Here is an 18,738-nt window from a genome sequence, read left to right as displayed (position 1 = left end):
GCGGGTGCCCGGCCGCACCCCGGCTCAGGCCGAGCTGCGCACCCAGGAGGCGTAGAGGTCGGCGTAGACACCGGGCCGGGCGACCAGTTCGCCGTGGGTGCCGCGCTGGGCGACGCGGCCGGCGTCGAAGACGAGCACCTCGTCGGCCGCCTCGGCCGTGGAGAGCCGGTGGGCGATCGCCACGGAGGTGCGTCCCCGGGTGAGCCGGTCCAGGGCCCGCTGGATGCGGACCTCGGTGTCGGGGTCGACGGCCGAGGTGGCCTCGTCGAGCACCAGCAGGTCGGGGTCGGCGACGTAGGCCCGCACCAGCGCCACCAGTTGCCGCTCGCCGGCCGAGAGCGACTCGCCCCGCTGGCCCACCGGGGTGTCGAGGCCGTGCGCCAGGGTGGACAGCCAGTCCGCAAGGCCCAGTTCGCCGATGGCCGTCTCCAGTTCCGCGTCGGTGGCCTCGGGTCGGGCGAAGCGGATGTTGGCGCCCAGCGAGCTGTCGAACAGGAACCCTTCCTGGGGCACCATCACCATCCGGGCGCGCAGCGAGGAGAAGGCCACCTCGCGCAGGTCGGTGCCGTCGACGAGGACCCGCCCCGCGGCGGGGTCCATCAGCCGGGTGAGCAGCTTCACGAACGTGGTCTTGCCCGATCCGGTCTCGCCGACGACGGCGATGCGGGTGCCGGGCGCGATCTCCTCGTCCACGGAGTCGAGCACGGTGGGCCCGCCCGGGTAGGCGTAGGACACGTCGGCGAAGCGCACCTCGACCGGGCCGCGCGGCAGCTGCACCCCCGCCTCGCCGGGGTCGGCGATGTCGGGGACGGTGTCGAGGATGCCGAGCACGCGCCGCCAGCCCGCGATGGCGTTCTGCGCCTCGTTGAAGATCTCGGTGGCCATCATCATGGGTGCGACGAACAGCGTCATCAGGAACAGGAACGCCACCAGCTCGCCTGCGGTGATGCTGCCGCCGATGCCCAGCAGCACGCCGACCACCACGACTGCGGCGTTGCCCACCGCCGCGATCATCTCGGCGAAGGGCGAGACGGCCATGGACAGCCGCTGCGCCTTGACCTGGGCGGTTCGGGTGGCCACCACCGTGGTGTCGATGCGGCGGGCGGTGCGCTCCTCGGTGGCGTGGGCGCGGATCACCGAGGCGCCCATCACGGTCTCGCCGATGGCACCGAGCATGTCGCCGGTGCGCTCGCGGACCTTGAGGTAGGCCCGGGAAAGCAGCTTCTGCAGCCAGCGCGCGCCGAAGAGCAGCGGCAGGAAGCACACCCACACCAGCAGGGTGAGCTCCCAGGAGTACACCGCCATGAGGACGGTGGCGACCACCAGCTGGCCGACGCTGACGATCAGCTGCAGGCCGCCCCACTGCATGAAGGTGCTGATCTGGTCCACGTCGGCGGTGACGCGGGCAACCAGGGCGCCCTTGCGCTCACTGTCCTGGGTGAGCACGGACAGGTCGTGGACGTGGCGGAACGCCTTGCGGCGCAGGGTGGCCAGCGCCGACTCGGTGGCGCGGTACAGACGCACGTTCATCAGGTACGCGCAGACCATGGTGACGGCCAGCGTGCCCGCGCACAGCGCCACCGTGGTGGTGACGAAGTCCATGTCGGGGCCGCCGCCCGCGGCTCCCAGGCCGCGGTCGATGATCTGCTGGATCGCGATGGGCACGATGACCTTGCCCGCGGTGGCCACGACGGCCAGCAGCAGGGTCAGCCACAGGCCGCGGGCGAACTCGGGGGACAGCCGCAACCCGCGCCGGACGGTGGCGAGGGCGCCGTCGCGGCTGCGCTGCAGCCCGCCGTGCGGTGCTTCCTGTTCCGGTGCCGTCTCCTCGGTGGGGGCGGTCAACGCGCGGCCTCCTGGGTCTCGGTCTCGGGTTCGGCCGCACCGTCCGCGGCTCCGCGGTGACCGGAGCCGGAGACGCGGGCGGGGCGCAGGCCGCGCGGTTCGGGCTCGCCCTCGCCGGGTTCGCCTTCGCCGGCCCGCTCGGCGGCGGCGCGCTCGTAGGCGGTGACCAGGCGGTGGTAGCCCGCGGAGCGCTCCAGCAGTTCGGCGTGGGTACCGCGGTCGTCCACGGTGCCCCGTTCCAGGTACACCACCTCGTCGGCGAGTTCGATGGTGGCGCGGCGGTAGGCGACCACGATGACGGTCGCGGCGAGGTCCCTCTCGCGCAGCCCGGCGAGGATCTGCGCCTCGACCTGCGGATCGACGGCGGAGGTGGAGTCGTCGAGGATCAGCAGGCGGGGACGGCGCACCAGTGCCCGCGCCAGGGCCAGGCGCTGGCGCTGGCCGCCGGAGAGGCTGGTACCGCGCTCACCGAGGCTGGTGTCGAGGCCCTCGGGCAGGGCCGCGATGAAGGAGTCGGCGCGGGCCAGCCGCAGCGCGTCCCACACCCGGGTGTCGTCGATGTCCGCGCCGAGGGTGACGTTGCCGCGGACGGTGTCCTCGAAGATGAACGTCGACTGCGGCACCAGTGCGGCGGCCCGCGCGATCTCGCCCTTGTCGAGGTCGCGTACGTCGGTGCCGTCGAGGCGGACGGTGCCGGTGTCGGGGTCGACCAGGCGCATCAGCACGGTGGTCAGGGTGGACTTGCCGGCGCCGGTGGGGCCGACGAGCGCGACGGTGCGGCCGGGGGCGATGTCGAGGTCGACCCCGCTGAGCACGGTGCTGCGGGACGCGGCGGCCCGCGGTGTGTCGCCGAGGTCGCGGCCGCCGCCGTAGCCGTCCTCGTAGGAGAAGGAGACCCCCTCGGCGGCGAGCCGGATGCCGCCCTCGCCGTCGGCGACGCGGCGGTCGCCGTAGGGCATCGCCCCCTGGGCGGTGAGGACCGCCTGGACGCGGTTCCAGCCCACGACGGTGCGCGGCAGGTCGCCCAGGATCCAGCCGAAGGAGCGGATGGGCAGTGTGAGCAGGGTGAACAGGTAGGCCACCTGCACGAGGTCGCCTGCGGTGATCGCGCCGGTGGACAGCCGCCACACGCCCACCACGAGGACGGCGAGGATGCCGAAGTTGGGCAGGTGCTCCATGACGGGGTCGAAGGCGGCGCGCATGCGGCCGACCTGGATCTGGGCGTCGCGCAGCCGGTGGGCGGCCTCGGTGAAGCGCTCGGTCTCGGTGTCCTCGCGGCCGAGGCTCTTGACCACGAGCGCGCCGTCGAAGGACTCGTGGGCGACCTCGCTGACCTCCGCGCGCAGCGCCTGGGCGCGGGTGGCGGCCGGCGAGACGCGGCGCTGGAAGACCACGTTGGCCAGTGCCAGGACGGGGAAGATGACGAAGGCGATCAGTGCGAGCATCGGATCGGTGACGACCATCGCCACGGCGGCGATGACGAGCATGATGATGCTGCCGATCACCATGGGCAGCGGCGCCAGGGGCCGCCAGGACTCCTCGACGTCGGCGTTGGCGTTGGACAGCAGCTGCCCGGTGGCGTGGCGGTGGTGCCAGGACAGCGGGAGGCGCAGGTAGGTGCGCGAGACCGAGCGGCGGTAGCGCGCCTGCATGCGGAACTGCATCAGCCCGGCGAACAGCCGCCGGGCGGCCAGTCCGAGCGCTTTGGCCACGCCCACGCCCAGCAGCAGGCCGGCGGCCGCGGACAGGGCGGCGGCGGTGGTCGAGCCGCTGTCGAGGGCGGGCATCACGACCCGGTCGGTGATGCCGCCCATGACCGAGGCCGAGGCGACGCTGACGGCGGCGTGCAGCGCGGCTCCGGCGACCGCGACCAGGAAGACCAGGGGCTCGGTGCGGATCGCCACCCACAGCACGCGCATGCCGCGCCGGAACACCGCCCGCCCGGGTCTCGGGCCGGTCGTGCTGTCGTGCGGCATAGGTCCCCCTGCCCGTAGGCACTGATCCGGTGGTGCGTCGCCGGCGCCGTCCTATGACCGGACGGCACCGGCGTACAACCTACTCCGGCGCACCGGGGAGGTCGTAGCCGATTGGTTCAGCGGCGGGCGTAGACGGACTATTCCACCCGGTGCCGACATTCCGGCTCGCTGCGTGTCCGGATGCGGACGCGTGGCGACCCACCCCGACGCGCGGGCACCCTTTGACACCGTTCGGTCACACCCCTGCCCTAGCGTGGCGCCATGGGCACTGTGCACCACGACCGCCTCTGCGACCACCTGCTCGCCCAGGCCGAGCTGCTCGGATCGCATGTCACCGCCGCCGACCTGGACCTTCCCGTACCCACCTGCCCCGGTTGGGCCGTGCGCAACCTGGTCCGCCATGTCGGGGGCGGGCACATGTGGGCCGAGGAGACCGTGCGCACCCGGGCGAGCGGGCCCGTGTCCGACGATCCCGTACGCGAGGTGTTCGGCCTGCCCGGCGAGCCCGGATCCACCGGCGGGCCGGACGAAGGCGCCGCGCTGGCGGCGTGGCTCGCCGCCGGCGCCGCGCGCCTGGTGGCGACCCTGCGCGAGGCGGGTCCCGACGCCGCCGTGTGGACCCCGGTGCCGGGCGTGCAGCGGTCCGGCTTCTACGCCCGCCGCTTCGCCCACGAGACCGCGGTGCACCGCGCCGACGCCGCGCTGGCGCTGGGCGTCGGTTTCGATTTGGACGACGAGCTCGCCGTCGACGGCGTCGACGAGTGGATGGAGCTGGAGTCGCTGCCGGGCATGCTGGAGGCCCGGCCGGACAAGCGCGACCTGCCGGGTACCGGCCGCGTCCTGGCGTTCCGGGCCGCCGGTCCCGGCGGCGAGGCGCTCGCCGACTGGCGGGTCGACCTCACCGGCACCGCGATCTCCTGCTCCCGCGGCCGGGGGCCGGCGGCTGTGACGGTCGTCGGCCCTCCGAGCGAACTGCTGCTGGTGCTGATGCGGCGCCGCTCCCCGCAGGCGGGCACGGTGGACGTGCAGGGCGATGCGGACCTGCTCGGATTCTGGCTGGAGCGTGTCGCCTGGACGTGATTCCCGCGCAGCCCCACAGCCGCGATCCGTGCCGGCGCGGCCGGGGGTCAGCGCACGGGGTTGCCGTGGGCGCGCAGCTCGGCCTTGACGTCGGCGACGGTGAACTCGCCGAAGTGGAACACACTGGCGGCCAGGACGGCGTCGGCTCCGGCGTCGACGGCGGGCGGGAAGTGTTCGACCTTGCCCGCTCCCCCGCTGGCGATCACCGGGATCTCCACCACGGCGCGCACGGCCCGGATCAACTCGAGGTCGAATCCGGCGCGAGTGCCGTCGGCGTCCATGGAGTTCAGCAGCAGCTCGCCGGCCCCCAGTTCGGCACCGCGGGCGGCCCACTCGACGGCGTCGACGCCGGTGCCGCGCCGGCCGCCGTGCGTGGTGACCTCGAATCCGCTAGGGGTGGGCTCCTCCCCCGAGGCGCGGCGCACGTCGGCGGAGAGCACGAGCACCTGGCTGCCGAAGCGCCGCGCGATCTCGCGGATCAGCTCGGGGCGGGCGATGGCCGCGGTGTTCACACCGACCTTGTCCGCACCGGCGCGCAGCAGCCGGTCGACGTCGGCGGGGGCGCGCACGCCTCCGCCGACGGTCAGCGGGATGAACACCTGCTCGGCGGTGCGGCGCACGACCTCGTAGGTGGTCTCGCGGTCGCCGCTGGAGGCGGTGACGTCCAGGAAGGTCAGCTCGTCGGCGCTTTCGGCGTCGTAGCGGGCGGCCAGTTCCACCGGGTCGCCGGCGTCGCGGAGGTTCTGGAAGTTGACGCCCTTGACCACCCGCCCGGCGTCCACGTCGAGGCAGGGGATGACGCGCACGGCCAGGCTCATGCTGCACGCACCGCCTTGAGCGCGTCCTGCAGGGTGAAGGCGCCTTCGTAGAGCGCGGTGCCCATGATGGCGCCCTCGACGCCCTCCCCGGTGAGCGAGGCGATGGCGGTGAGGTCGTCCAGCGTGGCGATGCCGCCGCTGGCGACCACGGGCTTGTCGGTGCGCCGGGCCACGGTCCGCAGCAGCTCCAGGTTGGGCCCCTTGAGTGTGCCGTCCTTGGTGACGTCGGTGACCACGTAGCGGGCGCAGCCTTCGGCCTCCAGGCGGTCCAGGGTGCTGCTGAGGTCGCCGCCGTCGCGGGTCCAGCCGCGGGCGGCCAGCGTGCTGCCGCGCACGTCCAGTCCGATGGCGATGCTCTCGCCGTGCTCGGCGATGATGCGCGCGCACCAGTCGGGGTTCTCCAGTGCGGCGGTGCCGATGTTGACGCGGGTGCAGCCGGTGGCCAGAGCGGCGCGCAGCGAGTCGTCGTCGCGTATGCCGCCGGAGAGCTCGACCCGGATGTCCAGGCGGCCGACGATCCCGGCGAGCAGGTCGCGGTTATGGCCGCGGCCGAAGGCGGCGTCCAGGTCGACCAGGTGGATCCACTCGGCCCCCGCTTCCTGCCAGCCCAGCGCGGCCTGGAGCGGGTCGCCGTACCGGCCGCCGGAGCCGGCCTTGCCCTGGACGAGCTGGACGGCCTGCCCGCCGGCGACGTCGACGGCGGGCAGCAGTTCAAGGGTGGAGGACATGGATGGCCTTACTGGTGGTGTGCGTGCGGGTTCGTCTGCGGGCGGGAACGCGTGCGGCGCGCGGGTGGTCACAGCGTGCCGACCCAGTTGGCCAGCACCTGGGCGCCGGCGTCGCCGGACTTCTCGGGGTGGAACTGGGTGGCCGACAGCGGCCCGTTCTCCACGGCCGACACGAACGGGCCGCCGTGGGTGCTCCAGGTGACCAGGGGCGGAGCCATGTGCGGCGAGGCCGGCTGCAGGGTCCACTCCAGCACGCCGTAGGAGTGCACGAAGTAGAAGCGCTCGTCGGCGGGCAGACCGGCGAAGAGCCGGGTGCCTTCGGGGGCGCGCAGGGTGTTCCAGCCCATGTGCGGCACGATGGGCGCCTGCAGCCGCTCCACGGTGCCGGGCCACTCGCCGCAGCCCTCACTGGCCGAGCCGTGTTCCACGCCCCGCTCGAAGAGCACCTGCATGCCCACGCAGATACCCAGGACGGGCCGCCCTCCCGCGAGCCGCTTGCCGATCACCCGGTCGCCGCCGGCGGCCCGCAGCCCCTCGCTGCAGGCGGCGAAGGCGCCGACACCGGGCACGACGAGGCCGTCGGCCTCCAGGGCGGCATGCGGGTCGCCGGAGACGGCGACCTCGGCGCCGGTGCGCTCGACGGCGCGCTGGGCCGAGCGCAGGTTGCCCGAGCCGTAGTCGAGGATGACGACGCGCTTGCGCACGGTGGATCCCGCCTTTCGAAGGTCGTGGGTCGTCGTAGGGGTCGGTCGCGGTCGGGCGGCGGCGTCGGGCCCCGGGCGGATGCGCTCCACCGCCGGTGCGCCCGCCGCGTGCGGCACGGCGCGCGGCTGCGGCCGCTCAGGCGCCGAAGTAGCCCAACCGCAGGACGCCGGCGGCCACCGCCAGCACGGCGCACAGGCCCAGAGCGACCGAGAGGGCCCTGTTCGTCTTCCACAGCGCGGCCGTGCCTCCGGCCAGCAGTCCGCCCAGGGCGACGAGCAGCACGCCCCATACCTGGGTCACTACAGTGCGCCCTTGGTGGAGGGGACGCCGCTGACCCGGGGATCGGGCTCGCATGCCTGGCGCAGCGCCCGCGCGAGGGCCTTGAACTGGCATTCGACGATGTGGTGGGCGTTGCGGCCGTAGGGCACGCGGACGTGCAGGGCCACCCGCGCCTGGGCGACGAACGACTCGAAGATGTGCCGGGTCATCGTGGTGTCGTAGTCGCGGCCGATGACGGGGGCCATGCCCTCGGGCTCGCTGTGGACGAGGTAGGGCCGTCCGGAGACGTCCACGGTGACCTCGGCCAGCGCCTCGTCGAGCGGCACCTTGGCGTCGGCGAAGCGGCGGATGCCGGCCTTGTCGCCGAGCGCCTCGGCGAAGGCCGCGCCCAGCGCCAGCGCGGTGTCCTCCATGGTGTGGTGGGAGTCGATGTGCAGATCGCCCTCGGTGTGCACGGTGAGGTCGAACAGGCCGTGCTTGGCGAGCTGGTCGAGCATGTGGTCGTAGAAGCCGACACCGGTGGAGATGTCGGCGACCCCGCTGCCGTCCAGATCGATCTCGACGGCGACCTTGGTCTCTTTGGTTGTCCGTTCGACGCGGCCGGTGCGGCTCATGGCTGGCGGTCTCTCCTGAGGCTGCTGAGGGTGGCGGTGGGGCGGGCCGCGCGGGCCCGGCTCATGCTTTCACGGCTCGGCGCTAGGCCGGATGCTCGGCGCTCACCTGGAGCAACGCTTCGCGGAACCTCGACATTTCCGCGGCGGTGCCGACGGTGACGCGCAGCATGTGCGGCGGACCGACCTCGCGTACCAGGATCCCGCGCTCCAGCAGGCCGCGCCAGATAGCGGAGCGGTCGCCGAAGTCGCCGAAGAGCACGAAGTTGGCGTCGGAGGCGGCGACCGCGAAGCCGTTGGCGCGCAGCCACTCCACCAGGGCGTCGCGCTCCTGGCGCAGCTGCTTGACCTGGCCCAGCAGCTCGTCCGCGAACTCCAGAGCGGTCGCGGCGACCACCTGTGTGACGGCCGAGAGGTGGTAGGGCAGCCGCACCAGCTGCAGCGCGTCGATGACGGCGGGGTGCGCGGCGAGGTAGCCCACCCGGGCCCCGGCCAGAGCGAAGGCCTTGGACATGGTGCGCGAGACGATCAGCCGGGGGTGGTCTTCCAGCAGGGTCAGCGCACTGGGGGTGCCCTCGCGGCGGAACTCGGCGTAGGCCTCGTCGACGACGACCATGCCGGGGGCGGCCTCGGCGACGGCCGCGACGGTCTCCAGCGGCAGGGCGGTGCCGGTGGGGTTGTTCGGCGAGGTCAGGAAGACCACGTCGGGCCGGTTGCGGCGGACGGCCTGCACGGCGGTGCGGGGGTCGATGTCGAAGTCGCCGCCGGAGCGCTCGACGGGCGTCCACTCGGTGCAGGTGACCCGGGAGATGACCGGGTGCATCGAGTAGGAGGGTTCGAAGCCCATCGCGGTGCGGCCGGGGCCGCCGAACGCCTGCAGGATCTGCTGCAGGATCTCGTTGGAGCCGTTGGCCGCCCACACGCGGCGCCCGTCGAGCCCGTGGCCGAGGTAGCCGGCGAGGTCGGCGCGCAACCGGGTGGCGTCGCGGTCGGGGTAGCGGTTGAGCCCGGCCGCCGCCTCCTCGACGTTGCGCGCGAGCGCCGCGGCGAGGGCGGCCGAGGGAGGGTAGGGGTTCTCGTTGGTGTTCAGCGCGACGGGGACCTCCAGCTGCGGCGCGCCGTAGGGGGCGCGCCCGCGCAGGTCGTCGCGCAGCGGCAGGTCCTCCAGGGTGATCGGCTCGGCGGCCTGGGACTCCTCGTCGCTCCCGCCGCCCGGTGCGGTGCCGTTCGCCTCGCTCACGCGGCTCCCCCCGATGCGCCGCCGACGCGCGCGGCCACCGCCTCGCCGTGGGCGGGCAGGTCTTCGGCCTCGGCCAGCGCCATCACGTGCGGGGCCGCCTCGGCCAGCGCGTCGCGGTCGTAGGTGACGACGTGGATGCCGCGCAGGAACGTCTGCACGCTCAGCCCCGCCGAGTGCACGGCGCTGCCGCCGGTGGGCAGCACGTGGTTGGAGCCGGCGCAGTAGTCGCCCAGCGACACCGGCGAGTGGGGGCCGACGAACACGGCGCCGGCGTTGCGCACCGCGGCGGCGTCGCCCGCGGAGTCGGCGGTCATGACCTCCAGGTGCTCGGCGGCGTAGGCGTCGACGACGGCCAGCCCGTGGGCGGTGTCGTCGACCAGCACGATGCCGGACTGGCGCCCGCCCAGCGCCTCGGCGACGCGGTCGCGGTGGCGGGTGGCGGCCACGCGCGCCGACAGCTCGGTCTCGACCTTGTCGGCGAGCTCGGCCGAGGGCGTGACCAGCACGGAGGCGGCCACCGTGTCGTGCTCGGCCTGGCTGACGAGGTCGGCGGCGATGTAGCCGGGGTCGGCGGTGTCGTCGGCGAGGACGGCGATCTCGGTGGGGCCGGCTTCGGCGTCGATGCCGATGACGCCCTTGAGCAGCCGCTTGGCGGCGGCCACCCAGATGTTGCCGGGCCCGGTGACCATGTCGGCGCGCTCGCACTCGCCGGCGCCGTAGGCGAACATGGCCACGGCCTGTGCGCCGCCGACCGCGTAGACCTCGTCGACGCCCAGCAGGGCGCAGGCGGCGAGGATCGTCGGGTGCGGCAGTCCGCCGAACTCCGCCTGGGGCGGCGAGGTGACCGCGAGCGAGTCGACGCCGGCCTCCTGCGCGGGCACGACGTTCATGACAACGCTGGAGGGGTAGACGGCGCGTCCGCCGGGGACGTAGAGCCCCACACGGCCGACGGGGACCCAGCGCTCGGTGACGGTTCCGCCGGGGACCACGCGGGTGGTGGTGTCCTCGCGGCGCTGCGCGGCGTGGACGCGGCGGGCGCGCTCTATCGACTCCTCCAGCGCGGCTCTGACCGCGGGATCGAGCCCGGCCAGCGCGGAGTCGAGCTCGGCGCGGGGAACGCGGATGGCCGGGGGCCGGACGCCGTCGAAGCGCTCGGTGAGCTCGGCGAGCGCCTCGGTGCCGCGCAGGCGGACGTCCTCGCAGATGGGGCGCACCGCATCCAGAGCGGCCCCGATGTCCAGCTCGGCCCGCGGCAGCAGCTCGCGCGGGTCCCCGGCGCTTCCTCGGAGGTCGATTCGGGAGATCACGGTTTCATTCTAAGGGGCGCGGGTGCGGTGGAGCGGCCTGCTCCGGGCGGGGCCGCAGGCGTGGCGCGGGTGTGCGGGCGGTGCGGCCCCCGGCACCGGAACACGAATTGAGGAGAGCCTTACCGAATGCCGGACAATTTAGCGTCGCCTTACTTCGCAATACCTAACTCGAATCCTCCCTGGGAAGGCTTTCCTAAGTGTCGGACATTACTTCGAAATTAATCGACAAGGCATTTTTCGGGGGCTATTGTGTAACTATGAACGCGACGACACGGACCTCCGAGCACGGCCTTTCCAAGTTCCACCGCCTCCTCCTGGACCAGGTGGGACACGAATTCACCGCCTCGCACCAGTACTTCGCGCTGGCGGCCTGGTTCGACGAGCGGGACCTGCCGGGGGTCGCGCGCCTGTTCTACCGCCAGTCGCTGGAGGAGCGCGACCACGCGACGATGATGGTCCGCTATCTGATCGACAACGGCGTGGCCCCCGACATTCCCGGCGTGGGCGAAATCCGGACCGACTTCGCCGAGCCGCGCGAACTCGTCGCACTGGCCCTGCGCCAGGAGCAGCAGGTGACCGAGCAGATCAAGCAGCTGGCCGAGGCCGCCCGCGACGAGCGCGACTACACCGGCGAGCAGTTCCTCAACTGGTTCCTGCAGGAGCAGGTCGAGGAGGTGTCGACCATGTCGACGCTGCTCAACGTGGTCGACCGGGGCAACGGCAACATGTTCGACGTCGAGACCTGGGTGCACCGCGAGCTGTCCGGCCACTCGGACGACCCGCACGCGCCCGAGACCGCCGGCCCCTTGGTCGGCTGACGCCGTCGCCGGCCCGCACGAGCACCGCCGGTCTCCGCCCGGCTCCCGGCAGCGCCCCCCGTCGACGCGGGTCGGCCGCCGCGGAGTCGGGCATACTTGTGCAATGCCACACCGGTTGCCGCTCTTTCCGCTGAACAGCGTGCTCTTCCCCGGCGCGCCCCTGCCGCTGCGCGTGTTCGAGGAGCGCTACCGCCGACTCGTGGCCGACGTGCTGGAGGAACCCGGCCACGCCGCCGCGGGCACCTTCGGCGTCGTGGGCATCGAACTGGGCCACGAGGTGGGCGACGCCTCGGCCCCCCAGCTCGCGGGGGTCGGCTGCACCGCCGAGATCCGCTCGGCCCGCCGCCACTCCGACGGCACCTACGACCTGGTGGTCGCCGGGGGCTCGCGGTTCCGGCTGGACACGGTGCAGGAGTCCGACGGCGACACCCCCTACCTGCGCGCCGAGACCACGTTCCTGCCCGACGAGCTCGGCGACGGCGCCGACGAGTACGCTGAGCGGGTGGGCCGCCTGTTCGGGGTCTACTGCGAGCGCCTGCGCGGCGTCGGCGTCTCCGCCGAGCCGCCGCGGGAGTTCCCCTCGGCTCCCCTGCCGCTGTCCTATGCCGTCGCCGCGGCGATGGTCGTCGACCAGAGCGACAAGCAGGGACTGCTGGAGGCCGACCACGCCGCACAGCGCCTGCAACTGGCCGCCGAGCTGCTGCGCCGCGAGAACCGCGTGCTCACCTCGCTGCCGGTGCTCCCGCCCGGGCGGCTGCTGCAGCCCGAGGTCAACCTCAACTGACACCCCGACGGATGCGGCCCCGCTACGGGCCGCGTCGAAAGCGGAATGGAGGCCGCGGTGAGCGGCAAGCAGACACCGGCCACGGTCGCGGCCGCGCGCGCCGGCATCGCCTACCGGCTGCACACCTACGAAACCGCCGGCCGGGCCGAACCGGGCTCCTCCTACGGCGCCGAGGCCGCCGACGCGCTCGGGGTGAGCCCGGACCGGGTGTTCAAGACGCTGGTCGCCGAGGTCGACGGGCGCCTGACGGTGGGCGCGGTACCGGTCTCCGGCGGTCTGGACCTCAAGGCGCTGGCCGCGGCAGCGGGCGGCAAGCGCGCGGCCATGGCCGATCCCGCTGACGCCGAGCGGGCCACGGGCTACGTGCGCGGCGGCATCAGCCCGCTGGGCGGGCGCAAGCGGCTGCGCACGGTCGTCGACTCCTCGGTCGCCGACCACGACACCGTGTTCGTCTCGGCGGGTCGGCGCGGCCTGCAGATGGAGCTCTCCCCCGGCGACCTGCTGCGCGCCGCGGACGCCGCCACCGCCCGCATCACGGAGGCGGCCGCGGGCTGAGCGGGCGCGCCTTTCGCCGCCGGCGTCTTCCCGGCCCCGCCGAGGCGCCCGATCCGCTTGCGAGCAGGCGCCTGCGGCCTCTTTCCTCGCTGCCCGTTCCGGCTTACCGTTGTGTCACCGACGTGAATAGAGCGGGGCGCGTGGAGGAGGCGCGATGGTCGCCGGGATCGTGTTGGCGCTAACCCTGGGCCACCTGGCCGTCGCCGCCTGCTACCTCGGCACCCGCTGGGCCTATGCGCGCATCCGCCGGCGCGGTCCGCAGCGTCCGCCCGTGGGTCCCGAGGATCTGGACTCCTTCGAACTGGCCATGCTCGCCGGCGGTCGCCAGCGCATGGGCGAGGTCGCGCTGGCCGAGCTGTACCTGAGCGGGCGCGCCGTGGCGCGGGGCCACGGCATGGTGGCCCGCCCCCAGCAGGCCGAGGAGCAGGCCGCCCGGCTCTCGCGCGCACCCTTCGCCCGCCTGCTGGACGCCCGCCTGGGCTCCGCCCGCCCGATCGCGGCCGACCAGCTGGTGCGCCTGGCCGCCAAAGCCGACCCCGCGACCGCCGTGCTGTGGCGGCTGCGCCGGCTGGGCCTGTTCCTCACTCCCGAGCGGCTGGCGCGGGTGGCTGCGGTGCGCGCCGCCGCCTGGGTGCTGCACACGCTGTTCGGCGCGGCCGCGGTGCCGGCCGGCGGGGCCGCGGTGCTGTGGGCGATGATCCCCGAGGGGGAACGCGTCGACGCCGTTCCGCTGGTCTTCGCGGGGGTGCTGATCGTCTACCCCTCCCTGGTCTATGCCGCCGAGCGGCTGATCGGCGGGATGCTGGGCGCGGTCGCCGTCGCGGCCGCCGCGACGGCGGCGGCGATCCCGGCGGTCGCACAACCGCGTGTCGCGGCCGCCGGGCTGGCGCTCATGGCGTGCTGGGGGCTCGTCCACAGCCTCTACCACCTCAGCGGCGGCAAACTGGGGCCGCGCACGGCCGCCGGGGACGCGGTGCTGGCCGAGGCGCACGCGCGGCCGGGCGGCGGCGGTCCCACCGCAGAGGCACTGCGGTCGAGTGCCCTGCTGGGCTTCCGGGCGCTGCGCCGCGGCCGGCACCTGCCGGTGATCGACCTGGACGATCCCGACTGCGCCGAGTTCGCCGCGGTACGTTCGTTCGCCGCGGCGTGCGGAACGGGTGTGGGCCGCCCCAACAGCGGGCTGGGCGGCAACTTCGGCGGTGACGGCGGCAGCGGCGACTGGCGCGGCGAGGGCACCGCCTCCACGGCGATCCGCCGACGGCCAGGGGACGGCACGGGCGGCACGGGCGGGCCGAGCGGCCCGCAGGCCGCGGCCTGAATCCGCGGGGTACGGCGGCTCAGCCGGGGCCGTGCGGGCCGGTGTCCTCGGGGCGCTCGGCCGCGGGCGCCTCGGCGGCCTCCGGCGCGCCGGAGGGCTGTGCACCGCCCGTGGGTGCGTCGGCGGTGTCGGATCCGGCGGGCACGGCTTCGGACCCCGCCTCGTGCCCGGCGGCGCGGCGCTGCGCGGGCAGGTCGCCGCGCCACAGGCTCACCGCGTCGAAGAGCCCGTACTGCAGCACGGCGACGAACGGCCAGGCCACGAGGGCGCTGAGCGCCTCCAGCCGCAAGCCCGAGCGGATCACCTCGCCCGGGCCCGCCGCCTCCACGGCCCGCTGGAACTCGGCGGCGTCGAGCAGGGTGCCCACCTGCCACGCGAGGACCGACCCCGCGGCGGCGCCCGCGGCCATGCCCAGCAGGCACACCAGGCGCAGGTCGGTGGCGTCGCGCGCGGCCAGCCGGTACTGCAGCATGTAGACGGCGTATCCGCACAGCAGGCCGGTGATCATCATGATCAGCGCGAAGTAGCCGTCGACCGCGAAATTCGTCTCGGAGACGGGGAAGGGCAGGATTCCGCCGTCGCGGCCGACCGTGACCCGCGGCCGCGGGGCCAGGAGCCACCACAGCAGGCCCAGCGGCAGGCCCAGCGCAGCGTTGGCGCCCAGGACGGCTCCGCCCGCGGCGAGTCTTCGGCGCATCATCGGGCGCCGCACCCCCTTGTCCGATTGAATCTCTTGGCTCCTTTCCTGCCGCCGCGGTGGGAAAACCGGTGGCGCCCGGTCCGACTGCGGCGGACAATCACCGCATGACGGACACGACGCGCGGCGCCGAAGCCGCCCAGGCGGCCGGAGCGGCTCCAACACCACCGCCGCCCGCGCCCCGGGTGGACGCGCCGACCTCGGCCGACGAGCGGACCATGCTCACGGCCTGGCTCGACTGGCACCGCTCAACGGTATGGGAAAAGTGCGCCGGGCTGGACGCGGGCCTCGCTCGTGCCGCCCCGCTGCCGACCTCTCCGCTGGTGTCGGTCGGCGGCGTCGTCGCGCACCTGCGCTGGGTGGAGCACGCCTGGTTCGAGGTGTGCCTGCGGGGCGGGCCCGACGAGGGGCCCTATACCGCCGACGATCCCGACGCGGAGTGGCGGCTGGGCGGCCGGCGGCCGCTGCCGGAGCTGCTGGCCGAGTACGCCGAGCAGTGCGAGCGCTCGCGCGCGATCACCGCCCGGATGGAGTTGGGGGGTGCGGGCCGGCTGCCGGGGCGCCAGGCGGTCACGCTGCGCTGGGTCCTGGTGCACATGATCGAGGAGACCGCCCGGCACAACGGGCACCTGGACATCCTGCGCGAACTCGCCGACGGCACGCGGGGCGAGTGACCACCGGCGCGTACGCCGCCGCACTGCGCCTGCCCGCGCCGGTCGACGGTTGGGCGGTTGCGGCCCTGCGACGCGGCAGCACGCTGTTCACCCGCCGATCGTCGCGGTGACGCCCGGCAATGGCACTGTGGGACGCCGCCGGGCACACTCGGCCCGGTGGCGACCGGCCATCCCGGCTCGAAAGGAACCCCCGCATGCCCCGTCCGCGTCCCCGCGCGCTCCTCGCCCTGTCGACGGCGCTGGTCTGCGCGCTGACCGCCGCTCCAGCCGCCGCCTACGCCGACTCCGGCCACGGTCGCGGCCACCACCACGACCGCGACCACGGCTTCGGCTCCGTGCGCTTCGCGACGTTCAACGCCTCGCTGAACAGGTCCGCCCAGGGCGAACTCGTCGAGGACCTCTCCGGCCCCGGCGACGAGCAGGCGCAAGCGGCCGCCGAGGTCATCCAGCGCGCGCGTCCCGATGTGCTGCTGGTCAACGAGTTCGACTACGACGAGCGGGGCCGCGCCGCCGAGCTGTTCCAGCGCAACTACCTCTCCCTCCCCCAGGACGGCGCCGAGCCGATCCGCTACCGGTACCGCTACACCGCCCCCAGCAACACCGGCGTTGCCACCGGGCTGGACCTCAACAACGACGGCAAGGCGGTCACCGAGCCCGGAACCCCCGGCTACGGCGACGACGCCTACGGGTTCGGCATGTTCCCCGGCCAGTACGGCATGGTGGTCTACTCGCGGTACCCGATCGACCGCGAGGCCGCGCGCACCTTCCAGACTTTCCGCTGGGCCGACATGCCCGGCAACATGCTGCCCACCGACCCCGCGACCGGCGAGCCCTTCTACTCCGAGGAGGAGCGCAAGGTGCTGCGGCTGTCCTCCAAGAGCCACTGGGACGTGCCCGTCCGCATCGGCCGCGGCAGGCCCGTGCACCTGCTGGCCTCCCACCCCACTCCGCCCGGCTTCGACGGCCCTGAAGAGCGCAACGTCGCCCGCAACCACGACGAGAACCGGTTCTTCGCCGACTACGTGTCGCCGCGCCGCAGCCGCTACATCTACGACGACGCGGGCCGCCGCGGCGGGCTGCACCCCGGCGCGAAGTTCGTGATCGCCGGCGATCTCAACGCCGACCCCGAGGACGGCGACGGCCACCCGCGCGCCACCCGCCAACTGCTCCAGGCGCGCCGCGTGCAGGGCCATCTCACGCCCGCCAGCGAGGGCGCGCCGCAGGCCGCCGCGACCCAGGGCGGCGCGAACGCCGAGCACATCGGCGATCCCGCCTACGACACGGCCGACTTCGGCGACGTCCCCGGCCCCGGCAACCTCCGCGTGGACTACGTGCTGCCCTCCCGCGGCCTCCCGGTGCGCGAGACCGGCGTGTTCTGGCCCGCCGAGGGGCGCCCGGGCGCCGCGGCCGCCGCGCAGGCCTCCGACCACCGCCTGGTCTGGCTCGACGTCCGCCGCTTCCGCTGACCGGCCCGCCGGTGCAGGGCCCGGCTACCGCCCGCCTGTTCCGCCCGTCTCACCCGGCTGCGACCGAGTGCCCGCTACCGCGCCCGGCGTGTAACCGCGCCGGGCGCGGGTAGCCGCGGCCCAGGGACGACGCGGCCGCAGGCCGCAGGACGGGGGTGAGCATGAACCGGTCCGACAAGCCCGGCTCCCGCACGTCGGAAACCACCTCTTCCGGCGGCGCCGACTCCGCGCTCTCGGAGTACCGCCGCCGGCGCGACTTCGCCCGCACCGCGGAGCCCGAAGGCGCCGCGGGCGGTCGGGAGCGCGAGGAGGCGCTGTTCGTCATCCAGCACCACGTCGCCCGGCGCGAGCACTACGACCTGCGCCTGGAGGTCGACGGGGTGCTGAAGTCGTGGGCCGTACCGAAAGGCCCCTCCACCGACCCGCGCGACAAGCGGCTCGCGGTGCCCACCGAGGACCATCCGATCGACTACGCCGACTTCGAAGGCTCCATCGCCGCGGGCGAGTACGGCGGCGGCACGGTGCTCGTCTGGGACACCGGCACCTACGTCGGCACCACCTCGAAGCAGGGGCGGCCGATGAGCATGGCCGAGGGCCTGGAACACGGACACGTCTCCTTCGAACTGCACGGCGAGAAGCTCACCGGTCGCTACGCGCTCAACCGCTTCCGCTCCGGCGGGGACGGCGACGAGGAGGCGTGGCTGCTGGTCAAGGAGCGCGACTCCGCCGCCGACGCCCGCCGCAATCCGGTCTCCACCCAGCCCCGGTCGGTGCGCACCGACCGGGAGATCGGCGACGTCGCCGAGGACGAAGGCCGCACGCTCAAGGGGCGCCCCCGCGACGGGGAGGACCGATGAGCGCCTCGCCGACGTCGTTGAAGGCCGGGCGCCACACGGTGGACCTGGGCAAGCCCGACAAGGAGCTGTTCGGACAGGGTGGAGTCACCAAGCGGGAACTGGCCGAGCACTACCGCGCCGTGGCGCCCCTGATGCTGCCGCACGTGCGCAACCGGCCGCTGGCCCTGCACCGCTTCCCCGACGGCGTCTTCGCCGAGGGCGGCACGGAGGGGTTCTTCCAGAAGCAGCTGCCCGCCCACGCCCCCGACTTCATCGGCGGGGTCGAGGTCCCGCGCGAGCAGGGCGGCAGCGTCACCATGGCGGTCTGCGACGACACCGCGAGCCTGCTGTGGCTGGCCGACCAGGCCGTCATCACCCCGCACCCCTGGCTCAGCCGCGCCGACAGCTTGGAGCACCCCGACCGCATCATCGTCGACCTCGATCCCGCCGGCGACGACTTCGGGCTGGTCCGCGAGGCCGCGCACGACATCCGCGCCGCGCTGGACGAGGTGGACCTGGTCGGCTTCGTGATGACCACGGGATCGCGCGGACTGCACGTGACGTCGCCGATCCGCCCCGACGAGCACTTCGACGAGGTGCGTTCGTTCGCCCGGCGCCTCGCCGACGTCGTCGCCGCGCGCAGGCCCGACACCTATACGACCGAGTTCCGCAAGGACAAGCGCCGCGGACGGCTGTTCCTGGACGTCATGCGCAACGCCTACGCCCAGCACGCCGTGGCGCCCTACGCGGTGCGCGCGCTGGCCGAGGCGCCGGTGGCCGTCCCGCTGTCCTGGGACGAGCTGGACGGGGTCGGCTCGGCTCGGGCGTGGACGGTGCGCACGCTGGGCGACCGGCTGCAGCGGCTGGACGAGGCGGACGGCGACCCGTGGAAGGGCATGGCCCGCCGGGCCCGCTCGCCGCGCAAGGCGGCGGAGCGCCTGGCGAAGCTGGAGCGGCGGGAGTCCTAGCCGCGGGCGTCCGCCGCCGCGTTCGCAGCGCGG

The 18,738-nt window shown here is 74.1% G+C and carries 19 protein-coding genes; 9 read left to right on the top strand and 10 right to left on the bottom strand.

What is annotated here, in order from left to right; genetic code table 11:
- Positions 1–24 precede the first annotated feature (24 nt).
- Entirely contained in the window at positions 25–1,845 is a 1,821-nt protein-coding gene (locus tag EKD16_RS10470; protein WP_131098212.1) for an ABC transporter ATP-binding protein, read from the bottom strand.
- Positions 1,842–3,821 (bottom strand): ABC transporter ATP-binding protein, encoded by a 1,980-nt coding sequence (locus tag EKD16_RS10465; RefSeq protein WP_131098211.1) that lies wholly within the window; start codon positions 3,819–3,821, stop codon positions 1,842–1,844. The genes EKD16_RS10470 and EKD16_RS10465 overlap by 4 nt, the downstream gene beginning before the upstream one ends.
- 261 nt (positions 3,822–4,082) lie before the next feature.
- Here EKD16_RS10465 and EKD16_RS10460 point away from each other — a divergent pair, with 261 nt between their 5' ends.
- Positions 4,083–4,901 carry a maleylpyruvate isomerase N-terminal domain-containing protein gene (locus EKD16_RS10460; RefSeq protein ID WP_131098210.1) on the top strand — a complete coding sequence of 273 codons (819 nt, stop codon included), beginning with the start codon at positions 4,083–4,085 and terminating at the stop codon, positions 4,899–4,901.
- Positions 4,902–4,948: 47 nt separating this feature from the next.
- Here EKD16_RS10460 and hisF read toward each other — a convergent pair whose 3' ends face one another.
- The 7 genes from hisF to hisD form a co-directional block, all read right to left on the bottom strand.
- Complete coding sequence (gene hisF, locus EKD16_RS10455; protein WP_131098209.1) at positions 4,949–5,719, bottom strand: imidazole glycerol phosphate synthase subunit HisF; 771 nt, start codon at positions 5,717–5,719, stop codon at positions 4,949–4,951.
- The gene (priA, locus tag EKD16_RS10450; protein ID WP_131098208.1) at positions 5,716–6,447 is read right to left on the bottom strand and encodes a bifunctional 1-(5-phosphoribosyl)-5-((5-phosphoribosylamino)methylideneamino)imidazole-4-carboxamide isomerase/phosphoribosylanthranilate isomerase PriA; all 732 of its coding nucleotides are present in this window, start codon (positions 6,445–6,447) and stop codon (positions 5,716–5,718) included. Before priA ends, hisF begins: the two co-directional genes overlap by 4 nt.
- 68 nt (positions 6,448–6,515) lie before the next feature.
- Positions 6,516–7,151 (bottom strand): imidazole glycerol phosphate synthase subunit HisH, encoded by a 636-nt coding sequence (gene hisH / locus EKD16_RS10445; protein ID WP_131098207.1) that lies wholly within the window; start codon positions 7,149–7,151, stop codon positions 6,516–6,518.
- A 136-nt stretch (positions 7,152–7,287) separates the two neighbouring features.
- The gene (locus EKD16_RS25320) at positions 7,288–7,452 is read right to left on the bottom strand and encodes a hypothetical protein (protein WP_165498544.1); all 165 of its coding nucleotides are present in this window, start codon (positions 7,450–7,452) and stop codon (positions 7,288–7,290) included.
- Entirely contained in the window at positions 7,452–8,045 is a 594-nt protein-coding gene (hisB, locus tag EKD16_RS10440; RefSeq protein ID WP_131098206.1) for an imidazoleglycerol-phosphate dehydratase HisB, read from the bottom strand. The genes EKD16_RS25320 and hisB overlap by 1 nt, the downstream gene beginning before the upstream one ends.
- 82 nt (positions 8,046–8,127) lie before the next feature.
- On the bottom strand, positions 8,128–9,216 hold the full coding sequence (locus tag EKD16_RS10435) for a histidinol-phosphate transaminase (RefSeq protein WP_131102333.1): 1,089 nt from the start codon (positions 9,214–9,216) through the stop codon (positions 8,128–8,130).
- Positions 9,217–9,278: 62 nt separating this feature from the next.
- Positions 9,279–10,589 carry a histidinol dehydrogenase gene (gene hisD / locus EKD16_RS10430; RefSeq protein WP_131098205.1) on the bottom strand — a complete coding sequence of 437 codons (1,311 nt, stop codon included), beginning with the start codon at positions 10,587–10,589 and terminating at the stop codon, positions 9,279–9,281.
- A 257-nt stretch (positions 10,590–10,846) separates the two neighbouring features.
- Here hisD and EKD16_RS10425 point away from each other — a divergent pair, with 257 nt between their 5' ends.
- From EKD16_RS10425 to EKD16_RS10410, 4 genes are all read left to right on the top strand, one after another.
- Positions 10,847–11,407: a ferritin gene (locus EKD16_RS10425; RefSeq protein WP_131098204.1), complete on the top strand. Its 561-nt coding sequence runs from the start codon at positions 10,847–10,849 to the stop codon at positions 11,405–11,407.
- 103 nt (positions 11,408–11,510) lie between these two features.
- Complete coding sequence (locus EKD16_RS10420) at positions 11,511–12,191, top strand: LON peptidase substrate-binding domain-containing protein (protein ID WP_131098203.1); 681 nt, start codon at positions 11,511–11,513, stop codon at positions 12,189–12,191.
- Between the two features lie 57 nt (positions 12,192–12,248).
- Positions 12,249–12,746, top strand: a complete 498-nt coding sequence (gene ybaK, locus EKD16_RS10415) for a Cys-tRNA(Pro) deacylase (RefSeq protein WP_207391490.1) — start codon at positions 12,249–12,251, stop codon at positions 12,744–12,746.
- A gap of 154 nt (positions 12,747–12,900) precedes the next feature.
- Complete coding sequence (locus EKD16_RS10410) at positions 12,901–14,064, top strand: TIGR04222 domain-containing membrane protein (RefSeq protein WP_131098201.1); 1,164 nt, start codon at positions 12,901–12,903, stop codon at positions 14,062–14,064.
- 19 nt (positions 14,065–14,083) lie between these two features.
- On the opposite strand, the gene EKD16_RS10405 is transcribed toward EKD16_RS10410, so the two are convergent.
- Positions 14,084–14,764 carry a hypothetical protein gene (locus EKD16_RS10405; protein ID WP_207391489.1) on the bottom strand — a complete coding sequence of 227 codons (681 nt, stop codon included), beginning with the start codon at positions 14,762–14,764 and terminating at the stop codon, positions 14,084–14,086.
- 215 nt (positions 14,765–14,979) lie between these two features.
- Between EKD16_RS10405 and EKD16_RS10400 the strand changes: the two genes are divergently transcribed.
- The 4 genes from EKD16_RS10400 (at position 14,980) to ligD (ending at position 18,705) form a co-directional block, all read left to right on the top strand.
- A complete protein-coding gene (locus EKD16_RS10400) occupies positions 14,980–15,435 on the top strand; it encodes a DinB family protein (RefSeq protein ID WP_242677410.1) in 456 nt (151 codons plus the stop codon).
- Between the two features lie 194 nt (positions 15,436–15,629).
- Entirely contained in the window at positions 15,630–16,901 is a 1,272-nt protein-coding gene (locus tag EKD16_RS10395; protein ID WP_131098199.1) for an endonuclease/exonuclease/phosphatase family protein, read from the top strand.
- Between the two features lie 161 nt (positions 16,902–17,062).
- The gene (locus EKD16_RS10390) at positions 17,063–17,758 is read left to right on the top strand and encodes a DNA polymerase ligase N-terminal domain-containing protein (RefSeq protein WP_131098198.1); all 696 of its coding nucleotides are present in this window, start codon (positions 17,063–17,065) and stop codon (positions 17,756–17,758) included.
- Positions 17,755–18,705 (top strand): non-homologous end-joining DNA ligase, encoded by a 951-nt coding sequence (gene ligD, locus EKD16_RS10385; RefSeq protein ID WP_131098197.1) that lies wholly within the window; start codon positions 17,755–17,757, stop codon positions 18,703–18,705. The genes EKD16_RS10390 and ligD overlap by 4 nt, the downstream gene beginning before the upstream one ends.
- Positions 18,706–18,738: the final 33 nt, after the last annotated feature.

The sequence above is a fragment of the Streptomonospora litoralis genome, assembly GCF_004323735.1.
Classification (GTDB): Bacteria; Actinomycetota; Actinomycetes; order Streptosporangiales; family Streptosporangiaceae; genus Streptomonospora; species Streptomonospora litoralis.
The sequence above is the reverse complement of the archived record's forward strand: the minus strand, read 5'-3'. Positions and strand labels throughout refer to the sequence as shown.

Excerpts from the sequence above, each read along its gene's own strand:
- EKD16_RS10405 (WP_207391489.1), bottom strand. The coding sequence starts at position 14,764 with ATGATGCGCCGAAGACTCGCCGCGGGCGGAGCCGTCCTGGGCGCCAAC.
- EKD16_RS10460 (WP_131098210.1), top strand. The coding sequence starts at position 4,083 with ATGGGCACTGTGCACCACGACCGCCTCTGCGACCACCTGCTCGCCCAG.
- ligD (WP_131098197.1), top strand. The coding sequence starts at position 17,755 with ATGAGCGCCTCGCCGACGTCGTTGAAGGCCGGGCGCCACACGGTGGAC.
- EKD16_RS10395 (WP_131098199.1), top strand. The coding sequence starts at position 15,630 with ATGCCCCGTCCGCGTCCCCGCGCGCTCCTCGCCCTGTCGACGGCGCTG.
- EKD16_RS10400 (WP_242677410.1), top strand. The coding sequence starts at position 14,980 with ATGCTCACGGCCTGGCTCGACTGGCACCGCTCAACGGTATGGGAAAAG.
- EKD16_RS10425 (WP_131098204.1), top strand. The coding sequence starts at position 10,847 with ATGAACGCGACGACACGGACCTCCGAGCACGGCCTTTCCAAGTTCCAC.
- hisF (WP_131098209.1), bottom strand. The coding sequence starts at position 5,719 with ATGAGCCTGGCCGTGCGCGTCATCCCCTGCCTCGACGTGGACGCCGGG.
- EKD16_RS10410 (WP_131098201.1), top strand. The coding sequence starts at position 12,901 with ATGGTCGCCGGGATCGTGTTGGCGCTAACCCTGGGCCACCTGGCCGTC.
- EKD16_RS10465 (WP_131098211.1), bottom strand. The coding sequence starts at position 3,821 with ATGCCGCACGACAGCACGACCGGCCCGAGACCCGGGCGGGCGGTGTTC.
- EKD16_RS10390 (WP_131098198.1), top strand. The coding sequence starts at position 17,063 with ATGAACCGGTCCGACAAGCCCGGCTCCCGCACGTCGGAAACCACCTCT.
- hisB (WP_131098206.1), bottom strand. The coding sequence starts at position 8,045 with ATGAGCCGCACCGGCCGCGTCGAACGGACAACCAAAGAGACCAAGGTC.
- EKD16_RS10420 (WP_131098203.1), top strand. The coding sequence starts at position 11,511 with ATGCCACACCGGTTGCCGCTCTTTCCGCTGAACAGCGTGCTCTTCCCC.
- priA (WP_131098208.1), bottom strand. The coding sequence starts at position 6,447 with ATGTCCTCCACCCTTGAACTGCTGCCCGCCGTCGACGTCGCCGGCGGG.